This is a genomic window from Lachnospiraceae bacterium (assembly GCA_025758065.1).
Taxonomy (GTDB): domain Bacteria; phylum Bacillota; class Clostridia; order Lachnospirales; family Lachnospiraceae; genus Enterocloster.
In genome coordinates, this window is sequence record CP107199.1 from 1,626,915 (window position 1) to 1,645,878 (window position 18,964).

Genomic DNA, 18,964 nt, shown 5'->3' on the forward strand with positions numbered 1-18,964 from the left:
ATGAGAATAGTCATAACAGGAGCTACTGGTTTTATTGGAAGTAATCTGGCGAAACTGTTTTTGGAGAAAGGGGCAGAGGTTTTTGCACTGGTGCGTCCGGAGTCCAGCCATTTAGAGGCACTTCCAAAGGATGAAAAACTTCATATGGTTTCCTGTGGTTTAAGCAATGTAATGGACTGCATAGGCCAGATCGGACAGGCAGATGCTTTCTTTCATCTTGCCTGGGGCGGTGTAAACCGTCAGGAGATCGACTCGCCACAGGTCCAGGCAAAAAATGTGGCCGGTTCTTTAGAATGCATCCGTGCAGCAAAGGAGCTTGGCTGTACCATGTTTATGGATGCCGGTTCCAGAGTGGAATATGGCCTGACAGACGGTTTTATGCAGGAGGATATTGATTGTCATCCTGTAAACCAGTATGGAAAGGCAAAATGGGAGTTCTACCAGAAAGCAGCACCTCTTTGCACAGACCTGGGACTCCATTATGTGCATCTGCGCTTTTTCAGTGTATATGGAACAGGGGATCATCCCTGGTCTATTATTTCCACACTGGTCCGGGAGCTTCCGGCGGGAAACAAGGTTTCTTTGAGCGCCTGCAGGCATCAGTGGAATTTTATGTACATTGATGATGCAGTGGAAGCTGTATATGAATTGTATACACATCTGCCCCAGTCAGCAGAGGAAGGGTTTAAGAAAAACGGACTTGTAAATACGATCGTAAATATTGCAGGCAGGGACACCAGGGTGTTAAAGGACTTTGTTGAGGAGATCCATACCATTGCCGGCGGCGCAGGCCAGCTGGAATATGGCACCTTTGTCCAGGCAAAAGAAGGCGCGCTTTCCATAAAGCCGGATATTTCCCGCCTTATGCTGCTTACCGGTGGCTGGCAGGAAAGATTTACCTTCCGTAAAGGCATTGAGACGATGATGAAAAAAGAGAAAGAGAACAAAAACCTATGAAAAAGATCAGTGTATTGATTCCCTGTTATAATGAAGTGGAAAATGCAGGCCCTATCAGCAAGGCAGTTACCGATATTATAGAGAAGGAGCTGCCCCAGTATGACTATGAGCTTGTATTTATTGATAATGATTCCACTGACGGCACCCGTGATGTGATCCGGGAGCTTTGCAGGCAGAATCCGAAGATAAAGGCTATTTTTAATGCCAGAAACTTCGGTCAGTTTAATTCCCCCTACTATGGCATGCTTCAGGTGACAGGTGACTGTGTGATTGAAATGGTAGCGGATTTCCAGGATCCGGTAGAAATGATACCAAAGTATGTCCATGAATGGGAAAAGGGCTATAAGATCGTTATCGGTATTAAGACCAGCAGCAAGGAAAATAAGGTTATGTACTGGCTTCGTACCTGTTATTATAAGGTCATTAAAAAGATGTCAGAGGTAGAGCAGATCGAGCATTTCACAGGCTCCGGCCTTTATGACAGGGAATTTATTGAGATCCTGCGTAAATTAGATGATCCAACGCCATTTTTACGTGGTATCGTGGCAGAGCTTGGCTACAAGCGCAAGGAGATCCCTTATGAGCAGCCAAAACGCCGTGCAGGTAAGACACACAACAACTTTTACCGTCTTTATGATGCGGCTATGTTAAGTGTTACTTCTTATACAAAAGAGGGACTTCGTCTGGCCACTATTTTCGGCGGTATCTGCGCAGCAGGAAGTATGATCATTGCACTGGTTTATCTGGTAATGAAGCTGATCTGGTGGGACCGTTTCCCGGCAGGTATGGCGCCAATGCTCATTGGAATGCTGTTTTTAGGCTCTGTCCAGTTATTTTTCATTGGTTTTCTGGGTGAGTATATTATGAGTATCAACCAGCGTGTGATGAAGCGTCCTCTGGTCATTGAAGAAGAAAGACTGAATTTTGACCAGAAAAGGGAAAATGCTAATAAGGACGTAAATGCAAAGAACGTAGATACAAAGGACGTAGATACAAAGGACGTAGATACAAAGGACGGTAAGGAAAATGAAGTATAAGGTAGATGTGGTCCGTATCCGTGAAAATTCGATCACATTAAACGGCTGGGCACTGGGAAAGTCACCGGAGAGCAAGGTCACTTTCCGGGTAGAGGATGAACATCACCAGCCGGTGAAATGCAAAATGGTCTCTACCAGAAGAGATGATGTAAGCCAGATTTATTTTAAGAAAGTGATCGACCGGGAATTTGGTTTTGATATCCAGTTTCCTTATGAGCGGGGAAAAAGTTACTGGCTGCTGATCCGCTGTGACGGCAGACAGGCAAAGATCAAATATAATGAAGAACTGATCACAAAGAGAGCCAGTGTGGCCCATAAGCGCATGGAAAAGATCAAGGATCTGATGAACATGGAAACAGTCCACGTTGCCCTTGATTTCTGGAAGGAAAATGGTCTTCGTGCCCTTATTAAAAAGTCCTGTCACAAGATCCAGGGACTGGACAATGATTACGACTACGGTGAGTGGTATGACCTGACAAAGCCTACAGAAGAAGACTTAAAGGCCCAGAGGGAGACTCATTTTGAGTATGAGCCTTTATTTTCCGTGGTGATACCGGTATACAAAACACCGGAACGGTATCTGAAGGAAATGTTAGACTCTATTCTGGACCAGACCTATGGACAGTGGGAGGTCTGCATTGCAGACGGCAGCCCAAGAGGTCAGGATGTGGAAAAGGTTCTGAAAAAATATGCAGAAAAGGATCCCCGTATCCATTATGAGATATTAGGGGGAAACCGTGGCATTGCAGGAAATACCAATGGGGCCCTTTCTATGGCAGCCGGTGATTTTGTGATCCTGGCAGACCATGATGATACCATTCCGCCCCAGGCTTTTTATGAGGTGGCAAAGGCTATTAACAAGCATCCGGACTGTGATGTGCTGTATTCTGATGAAGATAAGCTGGATATGGATGGAAAAGCCTTATTTGATCCCCATTTTAAGCCGGATTTCAACCCGGATCTGCTTACCAGTGTAAATTATATCTGTCATTTATTTGTTGTAAAAAAGGAATTACTGGACCGGGTGGGCGGCTTCAGACAGGAATTTGACGGGGCGCAGGATTATGATTTTATCTTCCGCTGCACAGAACAGGCAAAAGAGATCGTCCATATTCCCCAGGTGCTATATCACTGGCGTTGCCATCAGGGATCAACTGCCAGCAACCCGGAAAGCAAGATGTATGCTTTTGAGGCGGGAGCCAGAGCCATTATGGCTCATTATGAGCGTATGGGAATTGCAGCAGAGAAAGTGGAAAAGGGTGTAGATTATGGTATTTACCATACTACCTTTAAGATCAAGGGGGAACCCTTAGTTTCTATTATTATCCCCAATAAGGATCACAGCAGGGATCTGGATGTGTGCGTCCGCTCTATTTTAGAGAAATCTACCTACCGGAACCTGGAATTTATTATTGTGGAAAATAACAGTACAGAGCCGGAGACCTTTGCTTATTATGAGGAAATGGAAGAAAAGCATCCGGCGTTCCATGTAGTCACCTGGAAAGAGGGCTTTAATTATTCTGCTATCAATAATTTCGGCGCATCTTTTGCAAAGGGCGAATATCTGCTTCTTCTGAATAATGATACAGAGCTGCTGGAGCCTGACAGTATACGGGAAATGCTTGGTTTCTGCCAGAGAGAGGACGTTGGCATTGCAGGCGCAAGGCTGCTGTATGCAGATGATACCATCCAGCATGCAGGCGTTGTTATTGGCTTTGGCGGTATTGCAGGACATACCTTTATCGGTCTTCATAAGGCGGAAAACAGCTATTTCCACAGGGCAATGTGCGCCCAGGATTACAGCGCCGTTACTGCGGCCTGCTTAATGACTAAAAAGTCTGTGTTTGAGGCAGTTGGCGGTTTAAGTACCGAGCTGGCAGTTGCCTTTAATGATATTGATTACTGCATGAAAGTGCGGGCGCTGGGAAAACTGGTAGTGTATGCACCTTATGCAACCCTTTACCATTATGAGTCCAAGTCCAGAGGTCTGGAAGATACACCGGAGAAGGTGGCCAGATTTAACAGGGAGGTGGCTATTTTCATTAAGAAGTGGCCGGATATCATTAAAAATGGTGATCCTTACTACAACCCGAACCTGACCCTTAGAAAGTCCAATTTTGCTCTTCGCGATCTCTTAAAAGAAAAGATCGGAGAGCCATACGACCTGTCTGTTTACGACAAGTTTGCACCTGAGGAGAAAAACAGTGATGAGTAATGCTGCGAAAGTAACGGTGGTTATTCCCAATTATAACGGACTTAAGTTTATGGAGCCATGCTTTAAGGCGCTGGAGATGCAGATCTGCCGGGATTTTGAGATCTTGGTGGTGGATAATGGCTCTGGGGACGGAAGTGTGGAATGGTTAAAGGAACATGAGATCCCAAGTATTTTCCTTGAGACAAATACCGGATTTTCCGGAGCTGTCAATGTGGGGATCAGGGCGTCAAAAACACCTTATGTGATCCTTTTAAATAATGATACGGAGCCGGACTGCCATTATATCGGGGAAATGATAAAGGCCATTGAGCGTTCGCCGAAGATATTTTCTGTCAGCAGCAAGATGATCCAGCTGTATGACCACAGCAAAATGGATGATGCGGGAGATATGTATACTCTTATGGGATGGGCTTTTCAAAGGGGCGTGGGACGGCCCTCCGGCGGCTATAACAGAGTCTTTCGGGTATTTTCTGCCTGTGCTGGGGCTGCTATTTACCGCAGGGAGGTATTTGAGACCATCGGTTATTTTGATGAGATGCATTTTGCATATCTGGAAGATATTGATGTGGGCTACAGGGCCCGTATCTATGGATATGATAATATTTACTGCCCCACAGCGGTCGTTTATCATGTAGGAAGCGGCACCAGCGGTTCCCGCTATAATTCCTTTAAGGTGCGGCTGGCAGCAAGGAATAATGTGTATCTGAATTATAAAAACATGCCTCTTTTCCAGCTGGTATTAAACAGTCTTCCCCTGGGACTTGGAATCCTGGTAAAATATGCTTTTTTCAGGAAGATCGGCTTTGGAAAGGATTACATTGACGGTTTAAAAGAGGGATTTAAAACTGCAAAACAGTGCAGAAAAGTGAAATATGATAAGAAGCATCTGAAAAATTATTTGGCTATTGAGTGGGGGTTATGTACCGGAACCCTGCTGTATATCCGGGAATTTTTGGCGAGACAGGCGGCAAAATTGTGAGTTCAGCCATTACATCTTCTTGTTTCCATCATTCATGAAAACAAGAAGCACAAATTTTATTATAATTTTAAGAGAAAAGCTATGGAATAATGGGAATGTATCATGTATAATGTTTTGAATGAACAGCTATTTTCCCCGACCGGGAAAATGAGCGGACCAGGAATCCAACAAAAGGTGATATACAATGATTAAAGATAACCAGAAAAGCCTGAACCATGTTCAGGTGCTTCTGGATGCAGTGGTGACAGCAGCAGCCTATGTGCTGGCGTGGTTTATTATCGTCAGCGGTAAGGTGGTGCCTTTAAGGGGGGCCACCCTTGAGCCGGGGCCTTATTTTGTGGCTCTTATATTTATTGTTCCTGTTTATCTGATCTTAAACGGCTGCTTTCACCTGTATGTACCCAAACGCATCCAGGGAAGACGGGTCGAATTTGCCAATATCTGTAAGGCAAATGTGATCGGTCTGATGCTTTTTACGCTGATCCTTTTCGGCGGACGAAGCTTTATTGTTCATCTGGGGTATTTCTCGACCAGAATGCTCCTGGTGTTTTTTGCTTTGAATATTCTTCTTCTGGCAGGAGAGAGACTGGCGATCCGTCTGTTTTTACGCTCTCTGCGTACCAATGGCTATAATCAGAAGCATGTGCTTATGATCGGTTACAGCCGTGCGGCAGAAGGTTTTATTGACCGGGTATCCTTAAATCCGGAATGGGGATACCACATCCAGGGGATCCTGGATGACCATAAAGATCCAGGCTATGTTTATAAGAAGATCCCGGTTTTAGGACCGATCTCCGATCTGGAGACATTTCTTGCTGCCAATACATTAGATGAGATCGTTATTACATTAAGTATCGGTGAGTACGCAAATCTGGAACAGATCGTAGCAGCCTGTGAAAAATCCGGCGTGCATACGAAATTTATTCCGGATTACAATAATATTATCCCTACGATCCCTTATATGGAAGATCTTCAGGGACTTCCTGTGATCAATATCCGCCATGTGCCGCTGACCAATGTATTTAATGCTACGGTAAAGCGTTGTGTGGATATTTTCGGGGCACTCTTTGGAATCACTCTGTTTTCACCCCTTATGCTGATCACAGCAGCACTGATCAAGATCACTTCTCCGGGACCGGTCATTTACAGTCAGGAGCGCATCGGACTGCACAACCGTCCTTTTAAAATGTTTAAATTCCGTTCCATGGAAGTCCAGGATCCAAACAAGGAGAAAAAGCAGTGGACTACTCCACATGATCCACGGGTTACTCCGGTTGGACGTTTTATACGAAAGACAAGCATTGATGAGATGCCTCAGTTTTTTAATATCCTCATCGGGGATATGAGTCTGGTAGGCCCAAGACCGGAGCGGCCTCTTTTTGTAGAAAAGTTTAAGGAAGAGATCCCACGTTATATGATCAAGCACCAGGTAAGACCGGGTCTTACAGGATGGGCACAGGTCAATGGTTACAGGGGTGATACTTCTATTACAAAGAGGATCGAACACGATCTGTATTATATTGAAAACTGGAGTCTGGGATTTGATTTTAAGATCATGTTCCTGACTATATTCAAGGGCTTTATTAATAAGAATGCCTACTGATCACTGATACAGCGCATAGCGAAAACCGTTACCATTACAATGAGGAAATGTACATGAATCACGATTTTGACAACGAATTTGAGACGGATGACGAACTGAAAAGAGGACGCAGCCGCAGAAAAGAAGGAAGGAAATACCCGTCTTCCGGACGCACAGGCAGAACTTCAGGGACAGACAGCACAGGAAGAAGCATAGGAAGAGGCAGTACAGGAAGAGGCAGCAGGACAGCTGCCGGGGCCGGAAAGAGCCGTTTAAGGACGATTATCATTTTTATTGTGGCCGAGATCATTGCCCTGGCCCTTATCGGCGCAGGCTGGTATGGAAAGCGTATGATGTCTTTGATGCAGACAGATACAGAGTTTAATAAGGCAGATATGACTAACCCCTATATTTCCATGGAAAAAGAGCAGGCAATGAGGGGCTACTGGACGGTAGCACTGTTTGGCGTGGATAGCCGTGACAGTTCTGTTGGAAAAGGAAATATGTCCGACGTTATCATTATCTGCAATATCAACCAGGAAACCGGCGAGATTAAATTAGTCAGCCTTTTCAGGGATACTTATCTGAACGTGGATGATAAGAACGGCTATAATAAGATCAATCAGGCATATTTCAGAGGCGGTCCAAAGCAGGCAGTAGAGGCCTTAAATAGGAACCTGGATCTGGAGATTGATGATTATGCTACCTTTAACTGGAAGGCAGTGGCAGATGCTATTAATATTTTAGGCGGTGTGGACGTAGAGCTGAGCAAGGCAGAGTTCTACTATATCAATGCCTATATTACAGAGACTGTAAATTCTACCGGTGTTGGTTCTTACCAGTTAAAGAGCGCCGGACCAAACCATTTAGATGGCATCCAGGCAGTTGCCTATGCACGTCTTAGGAAAATGGATACAGACTTTGCAAGAACTGAACGTCAGAGAAAGATCATCCAGTTAAGCTTTGACAAGCTTAAAAAGGCAAATTTCTCAGTTGTTAATAATGTAATGGAAGTTGTATTCCCACAGATCTTAAGCAGTGTCACTCTGGATGATGTGATCCCGGCAGCAAAGAACCTGACCCGTTATCATATTGGAGAGACAGCAGGATTCCCTGAGGCAAGAAGTGATGTGACTATGGGGAAAAAGGGTGACTGTGTTATCCCGCAGACACTGGAGAGCAACGTGATCTCTCTTCATAAGTTCCTCTTTAATGATGAGAATTACACACCAAGTGATATGGTAAAGAAGATCAGTGCACAGATCGCATCTGACACAGGTCTTTACAAGGAAGGAAAGCCAGTTGGTGATGTTGGAACCGGTGGTGGTTATACTCCAAAGGAAACAGAAGCCAAAACAGATGAAAAGAGTACACAGAAGGATAATTCAGAAAGCAGCTCTTCTTCTGATACGAACAATGAAAGCACCTCAGCTGTGGATGAGAGCATCATTGACGGCGAAACTGATTTTGAGTATGAAACAGATGAGGATGGAAATGTGATCGATCCGCCGGAAGATTATATTCCACAGACCAGCAGACACAGCTCTGAAAGCTCGTTGCATCCAGGTGAGACCAGCCAGGCACATCCGGGAGAGACCACAAAGGCGCCTCATCCGGGAGAATCCAGTGAAGGTTTAAAGCCTACAGTTCCAAGCGGTACTTTGTCACCTTCACCTGCTACAGAAGCGGCAACAACAGAGGCTGCAACCAAAGCAGTTGGTCCTGGAAGCCGTGAGACAACAGTAGCTTCACAGTTCAGCCCTGAAAACAGCATTCAGGAAGAGAATACAGGTGGTCCGGGAGCGATGATCGTACCGGCAGCCTGATGTGAGTGTGAGAATAGATGTTATAGACCGGCATATGTCTGGGCTGTAAAGGATAAATGAAGAGATTCCGCGAAAGTATGGTCTGCGGGATCTCTTTTTTTACTTCCATATTCTGCACTTGCTGAAATGATAGATTCAGTATAAAATGATGATGTCACCCTCAGGTGACATGTCCGTTAGTTTTTTAAGAAGGGAAGACGAACATACATGAGGAAAAACAGTTTATTGAAAAAGACGGCATGGATCGTTCTTTCGGCAGTCCTTTTTGGAACTGTGGCAGGAACAGTGATGACAGGTGTACAGATCGCATCTTCCGGAATGGTTTCCCAGTTTTTTGCCATTGTTTCATCAGATGAGAAACTGCCTGAACAGGGAGAAGAACTGCTGCCTGAGCCATTTCCAGGTGGAAATGTACCGGGGATCCTTCCTGAAGCGCCAGCAGTCCCGGCACCGGCTACAGATGTTTCACAGGTGGTAGAAGAGGCCATGCCTGCGGTAGTGGCAGTTGCCAGTACAGCAGTTTACCAGATGCCGGATTTTGGATTTGGCTGGTTTTTTGGAGGCGGAAGCCAGTCCTATGAAGTGCCAAGCAGCGGCTCCGGTATTATTATCGGGGAAAACGATACAGAACTTTTGATTGTTACTAACAATCATGTGGTACAGGATACAGTGTCCTTAAAGATCACCTTTGTGGATGATGCAGCAGTAGATGCAGCTGTAAAGGGAACGGACACAGATACAGATCTGGCAGTTATTTCTGTTCCGTTGGATCAGATTCCACAGGAAACGAAAGAGAAGATAGCAGTTGCAAGGCTGGGAGATTCAGATGGCTTAAAGGTTGGTCAGGGAGTGATCGCCATTGGAAATGCCCTTGGATATGGACAGTCTGTTACAGTAGGCTATGTAAGCGCGCTGAACCGGGAAATAAAGACTTCCGATGGTAATGCAAGAGTGCTGCTTCAGACAGACGCAGCTATTAATCCTGGAAACAGCGGAGGTGCTCTCCTGAATATGAAGGGAGAGGTTATTGGCATTAATGCGGCTAAATATTCATCTACAGAGGTAGAAGGCATTGGTTATGCCATTCCTGTTTCCGGTGTTCAGGATATTTTAGATGAACTGATGAACAGGAAAACACGTTCTGAGGTCGCGGAAGAAAAGCGGGGCTATCTGGGAATACAGGGAACTACTGTGGATGAGGATGCAGCAGCTGCTTTTGGTATGCCAAAGGGTGTTTATGTATACAAGATACTGAAAGACGGAGCGGCAGCTGATTCCCAGCTCAGGGAAAAGGATATTATTACTAAATTAGATGGAATGACTGTAAAGAGCATGCAGGAATTGCAGAAGTTCTTAAAAGGTTATGAAACAGGCGAAACCATAGAATTGCTGGTACAGCGCCAGGAAGATGGCCAGTATAAGGAAATACAGATCCCTGTAACACTGACCGGACTGCCGGGATCTGTGGTAAGTGGCAAGCAGTAAGGAGAAAAATGGTGGAAGATAAGAATTTTGAAGATGAAGACCTGAAGGATATTCAGGATAAGGATAAGGCTGCCCATGGCAGTCAGGATAAAGATAAGGCTGCTCATGGCAGCAGTGATAATGCAGATAATTACGAAAAGATCTGCTACATGTGCCGCAGACCGGAGAGCAAGGCGGGACCGATGATAACTATGCCAGGTGGCATGTGCCTGTGCCATGACTGTATGCAGAAGGCTTTTGATACAGTGACAAAAGGCGGTATGGATTTTTCTAAAATGCCAAATATGCCAAATATGCCTTATGTGGGCATGAATTTCAGTGATCTCACCCAGATGCCGCCGGTAAATGAGATCCCCCAGCGGCAGAAATTAAAAAAGAAGAAGGATTCGGAAAAGCAGCTGACTATGAAGGATATTCCGGCACCCCATATTATCAAGGGAAAACTGGATGAATATGTGATTGGCCAGGACAAGGCAAAGAAGGTTATGGCTGTGGCGGTTTATAACCATTATAAACGTGCCTTTTTAGGCGGAACGGATCCGGATGGTGTTGTGATCGAAAAGTCCAATATTTTAATGATCGGACCTACAGGAAGCGGAAAAACCTATCTGGTAAAGACTTTGGCAAAGCTTTTAGATGTGCCTCTGGCAATTGCGGATGCTACTTCCCTTACAGAGGCCGGATATATTGGCGATGATATTGAAAGTGTTGTTTCCAAGCTTTTAGCAGCTGCAGGAAATGATGTAAAGCGTGCGGAAAAAGGTATTATCTTTATTGATGAGATTGATAAGATAGCCAAGAAAAAGCAGACCAATACCAGGGATGTAAGCGGCGAATCTGTGCAGCAGGAGCTGTTAAAGCTTCTGGAAGGCAGTACAGTAGAAGTGCCGGTAGGTTCCAACCAGAAGAATGCCATGACACCTATGGCTACTGTAAATACGGATAATATCCTGTTTATCTGTGGCGGCGCGTTCCCTGATATGGAAAATATCATTAAGGAGCGCCTGACCAGGAAGTCTTCCATGGGCTTTGGAGCTGCTTTGAAAGACAGCTATGACAATGATCCTGATATCCTGAGCCATGTGACCAATGAAGATCTGCGCACCTTTGGCATGATACCGGAGTTTTTAGGACGTTTGCCTGTGACTGTTACTTTAAAGGGGCTGGATAAGGATATGATGATCCGTATTTTAAAGGAGCCAAAGAATGCTATCCTGCTCCAGTATGAGAAGCTTCTGGCGCTGGATGAGGTGAAGCTGGTGTTTGAAGATGATGCCCTTTCCTGGATCGCAGAGGAAGCATTAAAGCGTGGGACCGGCGCAAGGGCTTTGAGGGCCATCCTGGAAGAATTTATGCTGGATATTATGTATGAGATACCAAAAGATCCGAATATTGGGTCTGTGGTAGTCACAAGACCTTATCTGGAGAAGAAAGGCGGCCCTCTGATTCAGATGCGTCAGATGTAAACCGATCTCTCTGTTATTCCCGCAACTTGAGAAAGGTCTGCAGCAGGTCCAGAGTACCATACCCAAATTCCCTGTTGGGATAGGAAAGGGACGGATTTCTGGATGCGCCCCGGATGAGGTAGCTTTTAATAGAGGCTTCGCTCATTGTGGGGTAATTTCCCATTACAATGCCCCAGTTTAAAAGATTGGCCACTGCTCCGGCAGTAATAGCAGCGGCAGCGCTGGTACCGGTGCGGTGGGTGAATGTCTGTGTGTTTTTTAGGATACCGGAATGGACTGAGGTATTGGCAGGTCCAAGTACGTCTACTCCCGGTGCTGCCAGATCCGGTTTTACAGAATCCCTGCTGATGTAGCCGCGGCTGGAGTGGATGTAGATACTGTTATTCCTGTGATCATATGCACCTACTGTAATAGGGAGACGGGAGTTTCCAGGTACAGTGATGGTATTGGATGGATCTGGTTTTAAAAATACAGTTTCATCAGAGATAAAGCTCTGGACCGGCAGCCACATGTGGTAATCTCCTGTGAGAAACTGTGTATTGTATACACGGATCGTCCAGATACCTGCAGAGGGTTTTTCGAAGCGCATGGATACCAGCTGGCTGCCGCTTCCTGCTTCGATCAGCTCATAATTTACAGTGACTGTAGTGTTTTCCAGTAAAAATGGGATCCTGGTTTCATTGTTAGCTAAAATAGGGATGCGGTTGATCCGCTCTCCTCCGGGAGAAACAAATCCTACTGTATAAAGTTCTGTGGCAGAGGACCACAGCTCCAGGATAAATCCCCGTTCTGCTTCTTTTTTTCCAACCCTCAGTTCGACATCCTCATAAGAGGTGTCAGCGGAAAGCCTTCCTGCGTAGTGGTGGGCAAGCCCTGTTTCGTTTCCCGCTGCGATCACAGTGGCAATGCCGAAAAATCCCCCGTAATTCTGGGCTACCTGACTTAAGGGGGAACTGCCGGTATGACTGCCGTAATTGCTTCCAAGACCAAGAAGTATAACAAGGGGCTGGCGGAACCGGTCTGCAAGGACCCGCAGGTATTTAATACCCATCATAATATCGTTTTCCTGAAAAGCATCTGCTTTTTCGGGGATCAGGTAATAGTCCCGCAGATATTTCTTTGCGGGCTTTAATTTTACTATGGCAAGATCTGACATAGGGGCAGCACCTGTAAAATTTTGCAGGGGAAATGATCTTCCTGCTGCAAGGCCGGCTAAATAGGTGCCGTGGCCATTGGCATCTTTTGACGGCACAAGGGAAAATGGATCATCAGATGCAAGGGCTGAATTAATATCTTCTCTGGTAAATTCCGTTCCATAAGAAGCACCGCCCATGGGATAATAGTCAGGTACACCGGAAGTCGGAACAGAAGTGTCCTCCGGCAGTGTCTGATCCCAGATCCCAAGGATGCGGGTGGTGCCGTCTTCATTTCTGAAAGCAGGGCTGGTATAGTCAATGCCGGAATCTACGATGCCGACGAGAACGCCTTTGCCCATATTAGAAAGAGCTGGTGTCTGTAAAGCTGCCAGAATACCGGAAGCTTCCATGGCAGAGTCGTCTAAAAGGGTAAAAAGACCGGGGATGCTGTAGTAAGGATAACGTTCCAGGGAGACCGGCAGCGCTTCGTTTAAAGGAGTATAAAAAATGGCATAATCATTGCTCACATAGTCTACACAGGGAAATTGTTCCGGGTCGCGGAGGTTATTTTGCAGGGAGCCGAAGCGATAGATAAAGTCTGCCACTTCTTCAGAAGCAGGATTTAAGGTGCATGAGGGCATGGAAGTGCCTTTCTGTAAAGCTGTGTTGTTGTAAGTATATGGGATAAATGGGGATCATATGTATATTGCGGCTGTACTGCCCCTTGGTTTCATGGAAATGTACTGGATCTTAGGGTTATGAACATTGCCTGTATAACTGGACGTGATAGGGAGATTATAGTAAAATAAAAGCAGGCAGAAAAATACGGAAAATGTGTATCCATAAGTCGATCTTACAAGAAAGGACGGACCAAAATATGTTCTTACCATGGCTTACAGGCGGCATTGCCGCTCTTGACTTATTTATAAAAGACGAAATAGAACGGGAAGGCACTGAAGAATTTCCCAGAGATTTTCCTGGCACAAAAGGTTTTATACGCATTCATAAAAGCTATAATCCAGGTTTTCCCTTTGGCTTTATGAAAGAGCGCCCCCAGCTTGTAAAAGGTATTCCCCTGGCGGTCACATCTGCAGCTGCAGGCGCACTGGCGGCTCTTTTTACAAAAAAGGGCTGTGTGGCCCAGAAGATCGGCCTTTCCATGGTTTTAGGAGGCGCCATCAGCAATCTGTATGACCGCCTGGTAAAAGGTTATGTAGTGGACTATTTTTCTATTGAGTTTAAGCGTCTTAAAAATGTGATATTCAATCTTGGCGATATTTTTGTGTTTCTGGGCAGTCTGGTCTTCCTGGCCGCAGAGCTGTTAGAGGACATGAAAGACTGAATATGATGATGTTGGGGTCAAAAGGTATTTTGACCCCTCTGATACCGAATTGCTACGTGCTTTGCACTCTCGCAATTCTAAAAACATTCGTAATCCGCTCATTTTTCTTCAAAAAATGGCTTCTTACTCATGTTTTTGGCGGGTCCCAAGTTCAAAAATCCTCCTGCAAGCAAGCTTGCATCGGATTTATGACCTTTTGACCCTGGTATCATATGATGTTATGGCAAAACTGTAGTACATGGTCTTATCAGAAGCTGAACATCCCGCCTAAGGTACCTCCCAGGCTGCATACACCAAGGACCAGAAGAGAACGCCCGGCGTTAATGTCTGCTTTGGGATCCATGGCGAAAGAGGCTGCAAAAAGCACCAGAAAATAAAACATTCCGGACAGCAGTCCCCAGAAAAAGCGGCGGTTTTTTACACGTCTGCCGGTAAAAAATCCTCCTGCGAAGCAGGCGGCAAAATACACGGCAAAGATCAGCAGGTTTACCAGGCTTTCCCTAAGGCGCAGCTTATAAAGGGCAAAGGCAAGGACTCCTAAAAAGAGGGCAGAAAGCACATAGGAGAGAAAAAGAGAGCGCAGCAAAGGTTTTATAACTTTAGTTTCCATAAGATATTCTCCTAAAATATGTTTACAGTCCAGTATATTCACCGTTGCAAGCCCCGATAACCTATGTTATAATTCTATCGATAGTAATGTTTTTTCGAAGACTTTCATATACCTGTCTTTGCGGCTGATCCTTCACTGACAGGAGATCTTTTTGCAAGATCGGGCACAGAAAGATACTGGAAAAACATATTAGAAAAAAGGAGGTACTGTACAATGAAGCATGTAAAGACTTTAAATGCCAATACCTTAAAGGATACCATGAAGAAGGGCGGATGCGGCGAGTGCCAGACTTCCTGCCAGTCTGCATGTAAGACTTCCTGTACCGTTGGTAACCAGAGCTGTGAAAATTCTGCTCGCTAATGGTATAGATCGGTAAAGCATTAAATGTGCAAAGCCCCTATGGTCAAAGTGATTATAGGGGCTTTCCCATGTAGTCCGGACCGGCCGGAAGGCCAATTAAGTTTAGAAAGAGAGATTTTAGCTTTGATTCATCAGTATATTAATAATGGTTATCATATTGTTCTGGACGTAAACAGCGGTTCCGTCCATGTAGTAGATCCGGTGGTTTATGATGCCATCGCAGCTGTTTCCAAGCAGATCCCGGAAATGGATAAGCCTGAGAAGCTTTCTGAAGAAGTAACTGCAAATGTCCATAAAAAATTAGATGAAACCTATGGAAGTGAGATGGTCTGTGAGGCATTGGAGGATATCCAGGAGCTGATCAATGCAGAGCAGCTGCTTACCCGTGACATCTACCGTGATTTCGTATTAGACTTTAAGAAGCGTAAGACTGTAGTAAAGGCACTTTGCCTGCATATTGCCCATGACTGTAATCTGGCCTGTCGTTACTGCTTTGCAGAAGAAGGGGAGTACCATGGCCGCCGCGCTTTAATGAGCTTTGAAGTAGGAAAGAAAGCCCTGGATTTTCTGGTTGCAAATTCCGGAAGCAGAGAACATCTGGAAGTGGATTTCTTTGGCGGAGAGCCGCTGTTAAACTGGAAAGTAGTAAAGCAGCTGGTTGAATACGGACGTTCTTTAGAGGAAGCAAACCACAAGAAATTCCGTTTTACATTAACTACAAATGGTGTTCTTTTAAATGATGAGATCATGGAATTCTGCAACCGTGAAATGAGCAACGTAGTATTAAGCCTTGATGGACGCAAAGAGATCAACGATAAGATGCGTCCATTCCGTAATGGCAGCGGCAGCTATGACATGATCGTTCCAAAGTTCCAGAAGTTTGCTGAAAGCAGAGGACAGAAGAACTATTATGTAAGAGGTACATTTACCAGAAATAACCTGGATTTTGCAGATGATGTGATCCATTATGCAGATCTGGGCTTCCAGCAGATGTCCATGGAACCGGTAGTAGCTGATCCGGCAGAGGATTATGCTATCCGCGAAGAGGATATTCCGCAGATCTTAAAGGAATATGATAAGCTGGCGTTAGAATATATTAAGCGTAAAAAAGATGGCAGAGGTTTTAACTTCTTCCACTTTATGCTGGATTTAACAGCAGGACCTTGTGTTGCAAAGCGTCTGGCTGGCTGCGGTTCCGGTACAGAGTATCTGGCTGTTACCCCGTGGGGTGATCTTTACCCATGTCATCAGTTTGTGGGAAATGAAAAATTCCTGCTTGGAAATGTTGATACCGGTATTGTAAATACGGATATCCGCGATGAGTTCAAGCTTTGCAATGTATATGCGAAGGAGACATGCAAGGACTGCTTTGCAAGATTTTACTGCAGCGGCGGATGCAGCGCAAATGCTTATAATTTCAGTGGTTCTATTAACGGTGCATATGAGATCGGCTGTGAGATGCAGAAAAAGAGGATCGAATGTGCCATCATGATCAAGGCTGCTTTAGCAGACGAAGAGGCATAAAGGTATGAAGTATCAGGTGATCACAAAAGACGGACGGGCAAAACGCGCCCAGATGGAAACAGTACACGGAACCATACAGACACCGGTTTTTATGAATGTTGGAACCGTAGGTGCTATTAAAGGTGCTGTTTCTACTGATGATCTGCGTCAGATCGGTACCCAGGTAGAGCTTTCTAATACCTACCATCTTCATGTGCGTACAGGAGATAAGCTGATCAAAGAATACGGCGGACTGCATCAGTTTATGAACTGGGACAAGCCTATCCTTACAGATTCCGGCGGCTTCCAGGTGTTCTCCCTTACAGATCTGCGCAAGATCAAGGAAGAAGGCGTATATTTCCGCTCCCATATTGATGGCCATAAGATCTTTATGGGTCCGGAAGAAAGCATGCAGATCCAGTCAAATCTTGGTTCTACCATTGCCATGGCTTTTGACGAGTGCCCCCCAAGCCATGCAGACTATGACTATATCAGCAATTCTGTAGACCGCACTACCCGGTGGTTAAAGCGCTGCAAGGCAGAAATGGCACGTTTAAATTCCCTTCCGGATACTATTAATAAAGAACAGCTGTTATTTGGCATTAATCAGGGTGGTGTTATAGACGAGATCCGGATCCGGCATGCAGAGACCATCAGGGAGCTGGATCTGGATGGCTATGCAATTGGTGGTCTGGCTGTAGGTGAGACCCATGAGGAAATGTATCATATCCTGGATGTGACTGTACCTCATCTGCCGGAGGATAAGCCGGTTTATCTTATGGGCGTAGGAACACCTGCCAATATCTTAGAGGCAGTAGACCGGGGAGTAGACTTTTTTGACTGTGTCTACCCATCCAGAAATGGCCGTCATGGGCATGTATATACCAACCACGGCAAACTGAATCTGTTTAACCAGAAATATGAGCTGGATCACAGCCCTATTGAAGAAGGCTGCCAGTGTCCGGCCTGCCGCTCTTACAGCAGAGGCTATATACGCCATTTGTTAAAGGCAAAAGAAATGCTGGGAATGCGGTTATGTACCTTGCATAATTTGTATTTTTATAATAAAATGATGGAGGAGATCCGCGACGCCATCGAAGAACACCGTTTCGCAGAATACAAGGCGGCCAAGCTTGCCGGTATGGAAGGCAGATAGCACGCAGAAGCGGGTAAACAAAAAACTATAACTGCTGCGGCGAGGCGGCAGCAGGTGTGAAGGAGGAAAAAACTATGCAGGGAATGGGCTTTATAGTTATCTATATTGTATTTTTTGCAGCTCTGATCTATTTTACGTCAATCCGTCCACAGAAGAAGGAAAGACAGAAACAGCAGGAGATGTTAAGCAGCATTGCTGTAGGCGATACCATTCTTACTACCAGCGGTTTTTACGGTGTGATCATTGATATGACTGATGATACTGTGATCGTTGAGTTCGGCAGCAACAAAAACTGCCGTATTCCGATGCAGAAGGCTGCGATCGTTCAGGTAGAGAAGCCAGAAACAAAATAATCGTTACAGTTTGGCCATGACATCTTCTTGTTTCCATATTCATGAAAACAAGAAGCTTGGTGGAACTGTAACAAATAATCTGGTATACGAAGAGAATGAACATTAAAAATGTCGGAGGTTTGAAGCCTGGCAGTTTGTCTGCAAAGGCAAGAACATCCGACATTTTTATATAATGATCAACAGATGGCTCCGGCATATTCCGGAGCAGAAAGGCGGGGTATTTTGATCAGGAATATTGTATTTGATATGGGAAAGGTTCTGGTGGACTATTCCGGCATGCCGGTGTGCCGCCATTTTACAGATAATAAGGCACTGGCAAAGAGAATCTGCACGGCTGTGTTTGATTCCCCGGAATGGGTTCTTTTAGATATGGGTGTGATTAAAGAGAAGGACGGAATTGAGAAAATGATCAGCCGTCTGGATACAGAGGAAGAAAAAGAACTGGCTGTTAAATGCTTTGACCACTGGCATGAGTATAACATGACCGCCAGACCGGAAATGGGAGACCTGATCCGGGATTTAAAGGCAAAAGGCTATGGTATTTATCTGTGTTCCAACGCATCGGTACGTCTGCTGACCTGTTATAAAAAGGTATTGCCGGCAATAGACTGCTTTGACGGGATCCTGTTTTCAGCAGAAGTGCTGTGCATGAAACCACAGAAAGAAATGTATGGTCATTTCTTTGACCGCTTTGGTTTAAAACCGGAAGAATGTTATTTTATTGATGACCTGCAAAACAACATTGAAGGGGCAAAAGCCTGTGGCATGGACGGGTATTGCTTTGCAGATGGAGATGTGGGGAAGCTGAAAGAGACGTTGTATGGTTCTGTCCTTTCGCTTACAAAGTGAAGTCTGTAACATTAAGAATTTCTTAATAATCTATTCAAAGAACATTCAAACATTTCCAGCGATTGCATGATATACTTTAGTTACATAAGAAATGCACGAAAGTTTAAG

At 45.1% G+C, this 18,964-nt stretch carries 16 protein-coding genes; 14 read left to right on the forward strand and 2 right to left on the reverse strand.

The genetic code is table 11. The features are described 5' to 3' along the window. From OGM16_07435 to clpX, 8 genes are all read left to right on the forward strand, one after another. Positions 1-957 carry an NAD(P)-dependent oxidoreductase gene (locus tag OGM16_07435; protein ID UYJ48068.1) on the forward strand — a complete coding sequence of 319 codons (957 nt, stop codon included), beginning with the start codon at positions 1-3 and terminating at the stop codon, positions 955-957. Next, positions 954-1,994: a glycosyltransferase family 2 protein gene (locus OGM16_07440; GenBank protein UYJ48069.1), complete on the forward strand. Its 1,041-nt coding sequence runs from the start codon at positions 954-956 to the stop codon at positions 1,992-1,994. Before OGM16_07435 ends, OGM16_07440 begins: the two co-directional genes overlap by 4 nt. After that, positions 1,984-4,209: a glycosyltransferase family 2 protein gene (locus tag OGM16_07445; GenBank protein UYJ48070.1), complete on the forward strand. Its 2,226-nt coding sequence runs from the start codon at positions 1,984-1,986 to the stop codon at positions 4,207-4,209. The genes OGM16_07440 and OGM16_07445 overlap by 11 nt, the downstream gene beginning before the upstream one ends. Next, the gene (locus OGM16_07450; GenBank protein UYJ48071.1) at positions 4,202-5,188 is read left to right on the forward strand and encodes a glycosyltransferase family 2 protein; all 987 of its coding nucleotides are present in this window, start codon (positions 4,202-4,204) and stop codon (positions 5,186-5,188) included. The genes OGM16_07445 and OGM16_07450 overlap by 8 nt, the downstream gene beginning before the upstream one ends. Positions 5,189-5,372: 184 nt before the next feature. Continuing rightward, positions 5,373-6,791, forward strand: a complete 1,419-nt coding sequence (locus OGM16_07455; protein UYJ48072.1) for an undecaprenyl-phosphate glucose phosphotransferase — start codon at positions 5,373-5,375, stop codon at positions 6,789-6,791. 53 nt (positions 6,792-6,844) lie between these two features. Continuing rightward, positions 6,845-8,596, forward strand: a complete 1,752-nt coding sequence (locus tag OGM16_07460) for an LCP family protein (protein UYJ48073.1) — start codon at positions 6,845-6,847, stop codon at positions 8,594-8,596. 207 nt (positions 8,597-8,803) lie between these two features. Beyond that, the gene (locus OGM16_07465) at positions 8,804-10,081 is read left to right on the forward strand and encodes a trypsin-like peptidase domain-containing protein (protein ID UYJ48074.1); all 1,278 of its coding nucleotides are present in this window, start codon (positions 8,804-8,806) and stop codon (positions 10,079-10,081) included. 8 nt (positions 10,082-10,089) lie between these two features. Continuing rightward, positions 10,090-11,547, forward strand: coding sequence for an ATP-dependent Clp protease ATP-binding subunit ClpX (gene clpX, locus OGM16_07470; GenBank protein UYJ48075.1), 1,458 nt, complete (start codon positions 10,090-10,092; stop codon positions 11,545-11,547). Between the two features lie 13 nt (positions 11,548-11,560). Here clpX and OGM16_07475 read toward each other — a convergent pair whose 3' ends face one another. Beyond that, positions 11,561-13,324, reverse strand: coding sequence for a S8 family peptidase (locus OGM16_07475; protein UYJ48076.1), 1,764 nt, complete (start codon positions 13,322-13,324; stop codon positions 11,561-11,563). Between the two features lie 236 nt (positions 13,325-13,560). On the opposite strand from OGM16_07475, the gene OGM16_07480 reads away from it, so the two are divergent. Next, positions 13,561-14,025 carry a signal peptidase II gene (locus OGM16_07480; GenBank protein ID UYJ48077.1) on the forward strand — a complete coding sequence of 155 codons (465 nt, stop codon included), beginning with the start codon at positions 13,561-13,563 and terminating at the stop codon, positions 14,023-14,025. 247 nt (positions 14,026-14,272) lie between these two features. On the opposite strand, the gene OGM16_07485 is transcribed toward OGM16_07480, so the two are convergent. Further along, positions 14,273-14,635, reverse strand: a complete 363-nt coding sequence (locus OGM16_07485) for a TIGR04086 family membrane protein (protein ID UYJ48078.1) — start codon at positions 14,633-14,635, stop codon at positions 14,273-14,275. A gap of 213 nt (positions 14,636-14,848) precedes the next feature. Here OGM16_07485 and scfA point away from each other — a divergent pair, with 213 nt between their 5' ends. From scfA to OGM16_07510, 5 genes are all read left to right on the forward strand, one after another. Then, on the forward strand, positions 14,849-14,995 hold the full coding sequence (gene scfA, locus OGM16_07490; GenBank protein ID UYJ48079.1) for a six-cysteine ranthipeptide SCIFF: 147 nt from the start codon (positions 14,849-14,851) through the stop codon (positions 14,993-14,995). A gap of 123 nt (positions 14,996-15,118) precedes the next feature. After that, on the forward strand, positions 15,119-16,519 hold the full coding sequence (gene scfB / locus OGM16_07495) for a thioether cross-link-forming SCIFF peptide maturase (GenBank protein ID UYJ48080.1): 1,401 nt from the start codon (positions 15,119-15,121) through the stop codon (positions 16,517-16,519). Positions 16,520-16,523: 4 nt separating this feature from the next. Continuing rightward, positions 16,524-17,654 (forward strand): tRNA guanosine(34) transglycosylase Tgt, encoded by a 1,131-nt coding sequence (gene tgt, locus OGM16_07500; protein ID UYJ48081.1) that lies wholly within the window; start codon positions 16,524-16,526, stop codon positions 17,652-17,654. Positions 17,655-17,728: 74 nt separating this feature from the next. Beyond that, complete coding sequence (gene yajC, locus OGM16_07505; GenBank protein ID UYJ48411.1) at positions 17,729-18,007, forward strand: preprotein translocase subunit YajC; 279 nt, start codon at positions 17,729-17,731, stop codon at positions 18,005-18,007. 222 nt (positions 18,008-18,229) lie between these two features. Beyond that, positions 18,230-18,856 (forward strand): HAD family phosphatase, encoded by a 627-nt coding sequence (locus OGM16_07510; GenBank protein UYJ48082.1) that lies wholly within the window; start codon positions 18,230-18,232, stop codon positions 18,854-18,856. Positions 18,857-18,964 lie beyond the last annotated feature (108 nt).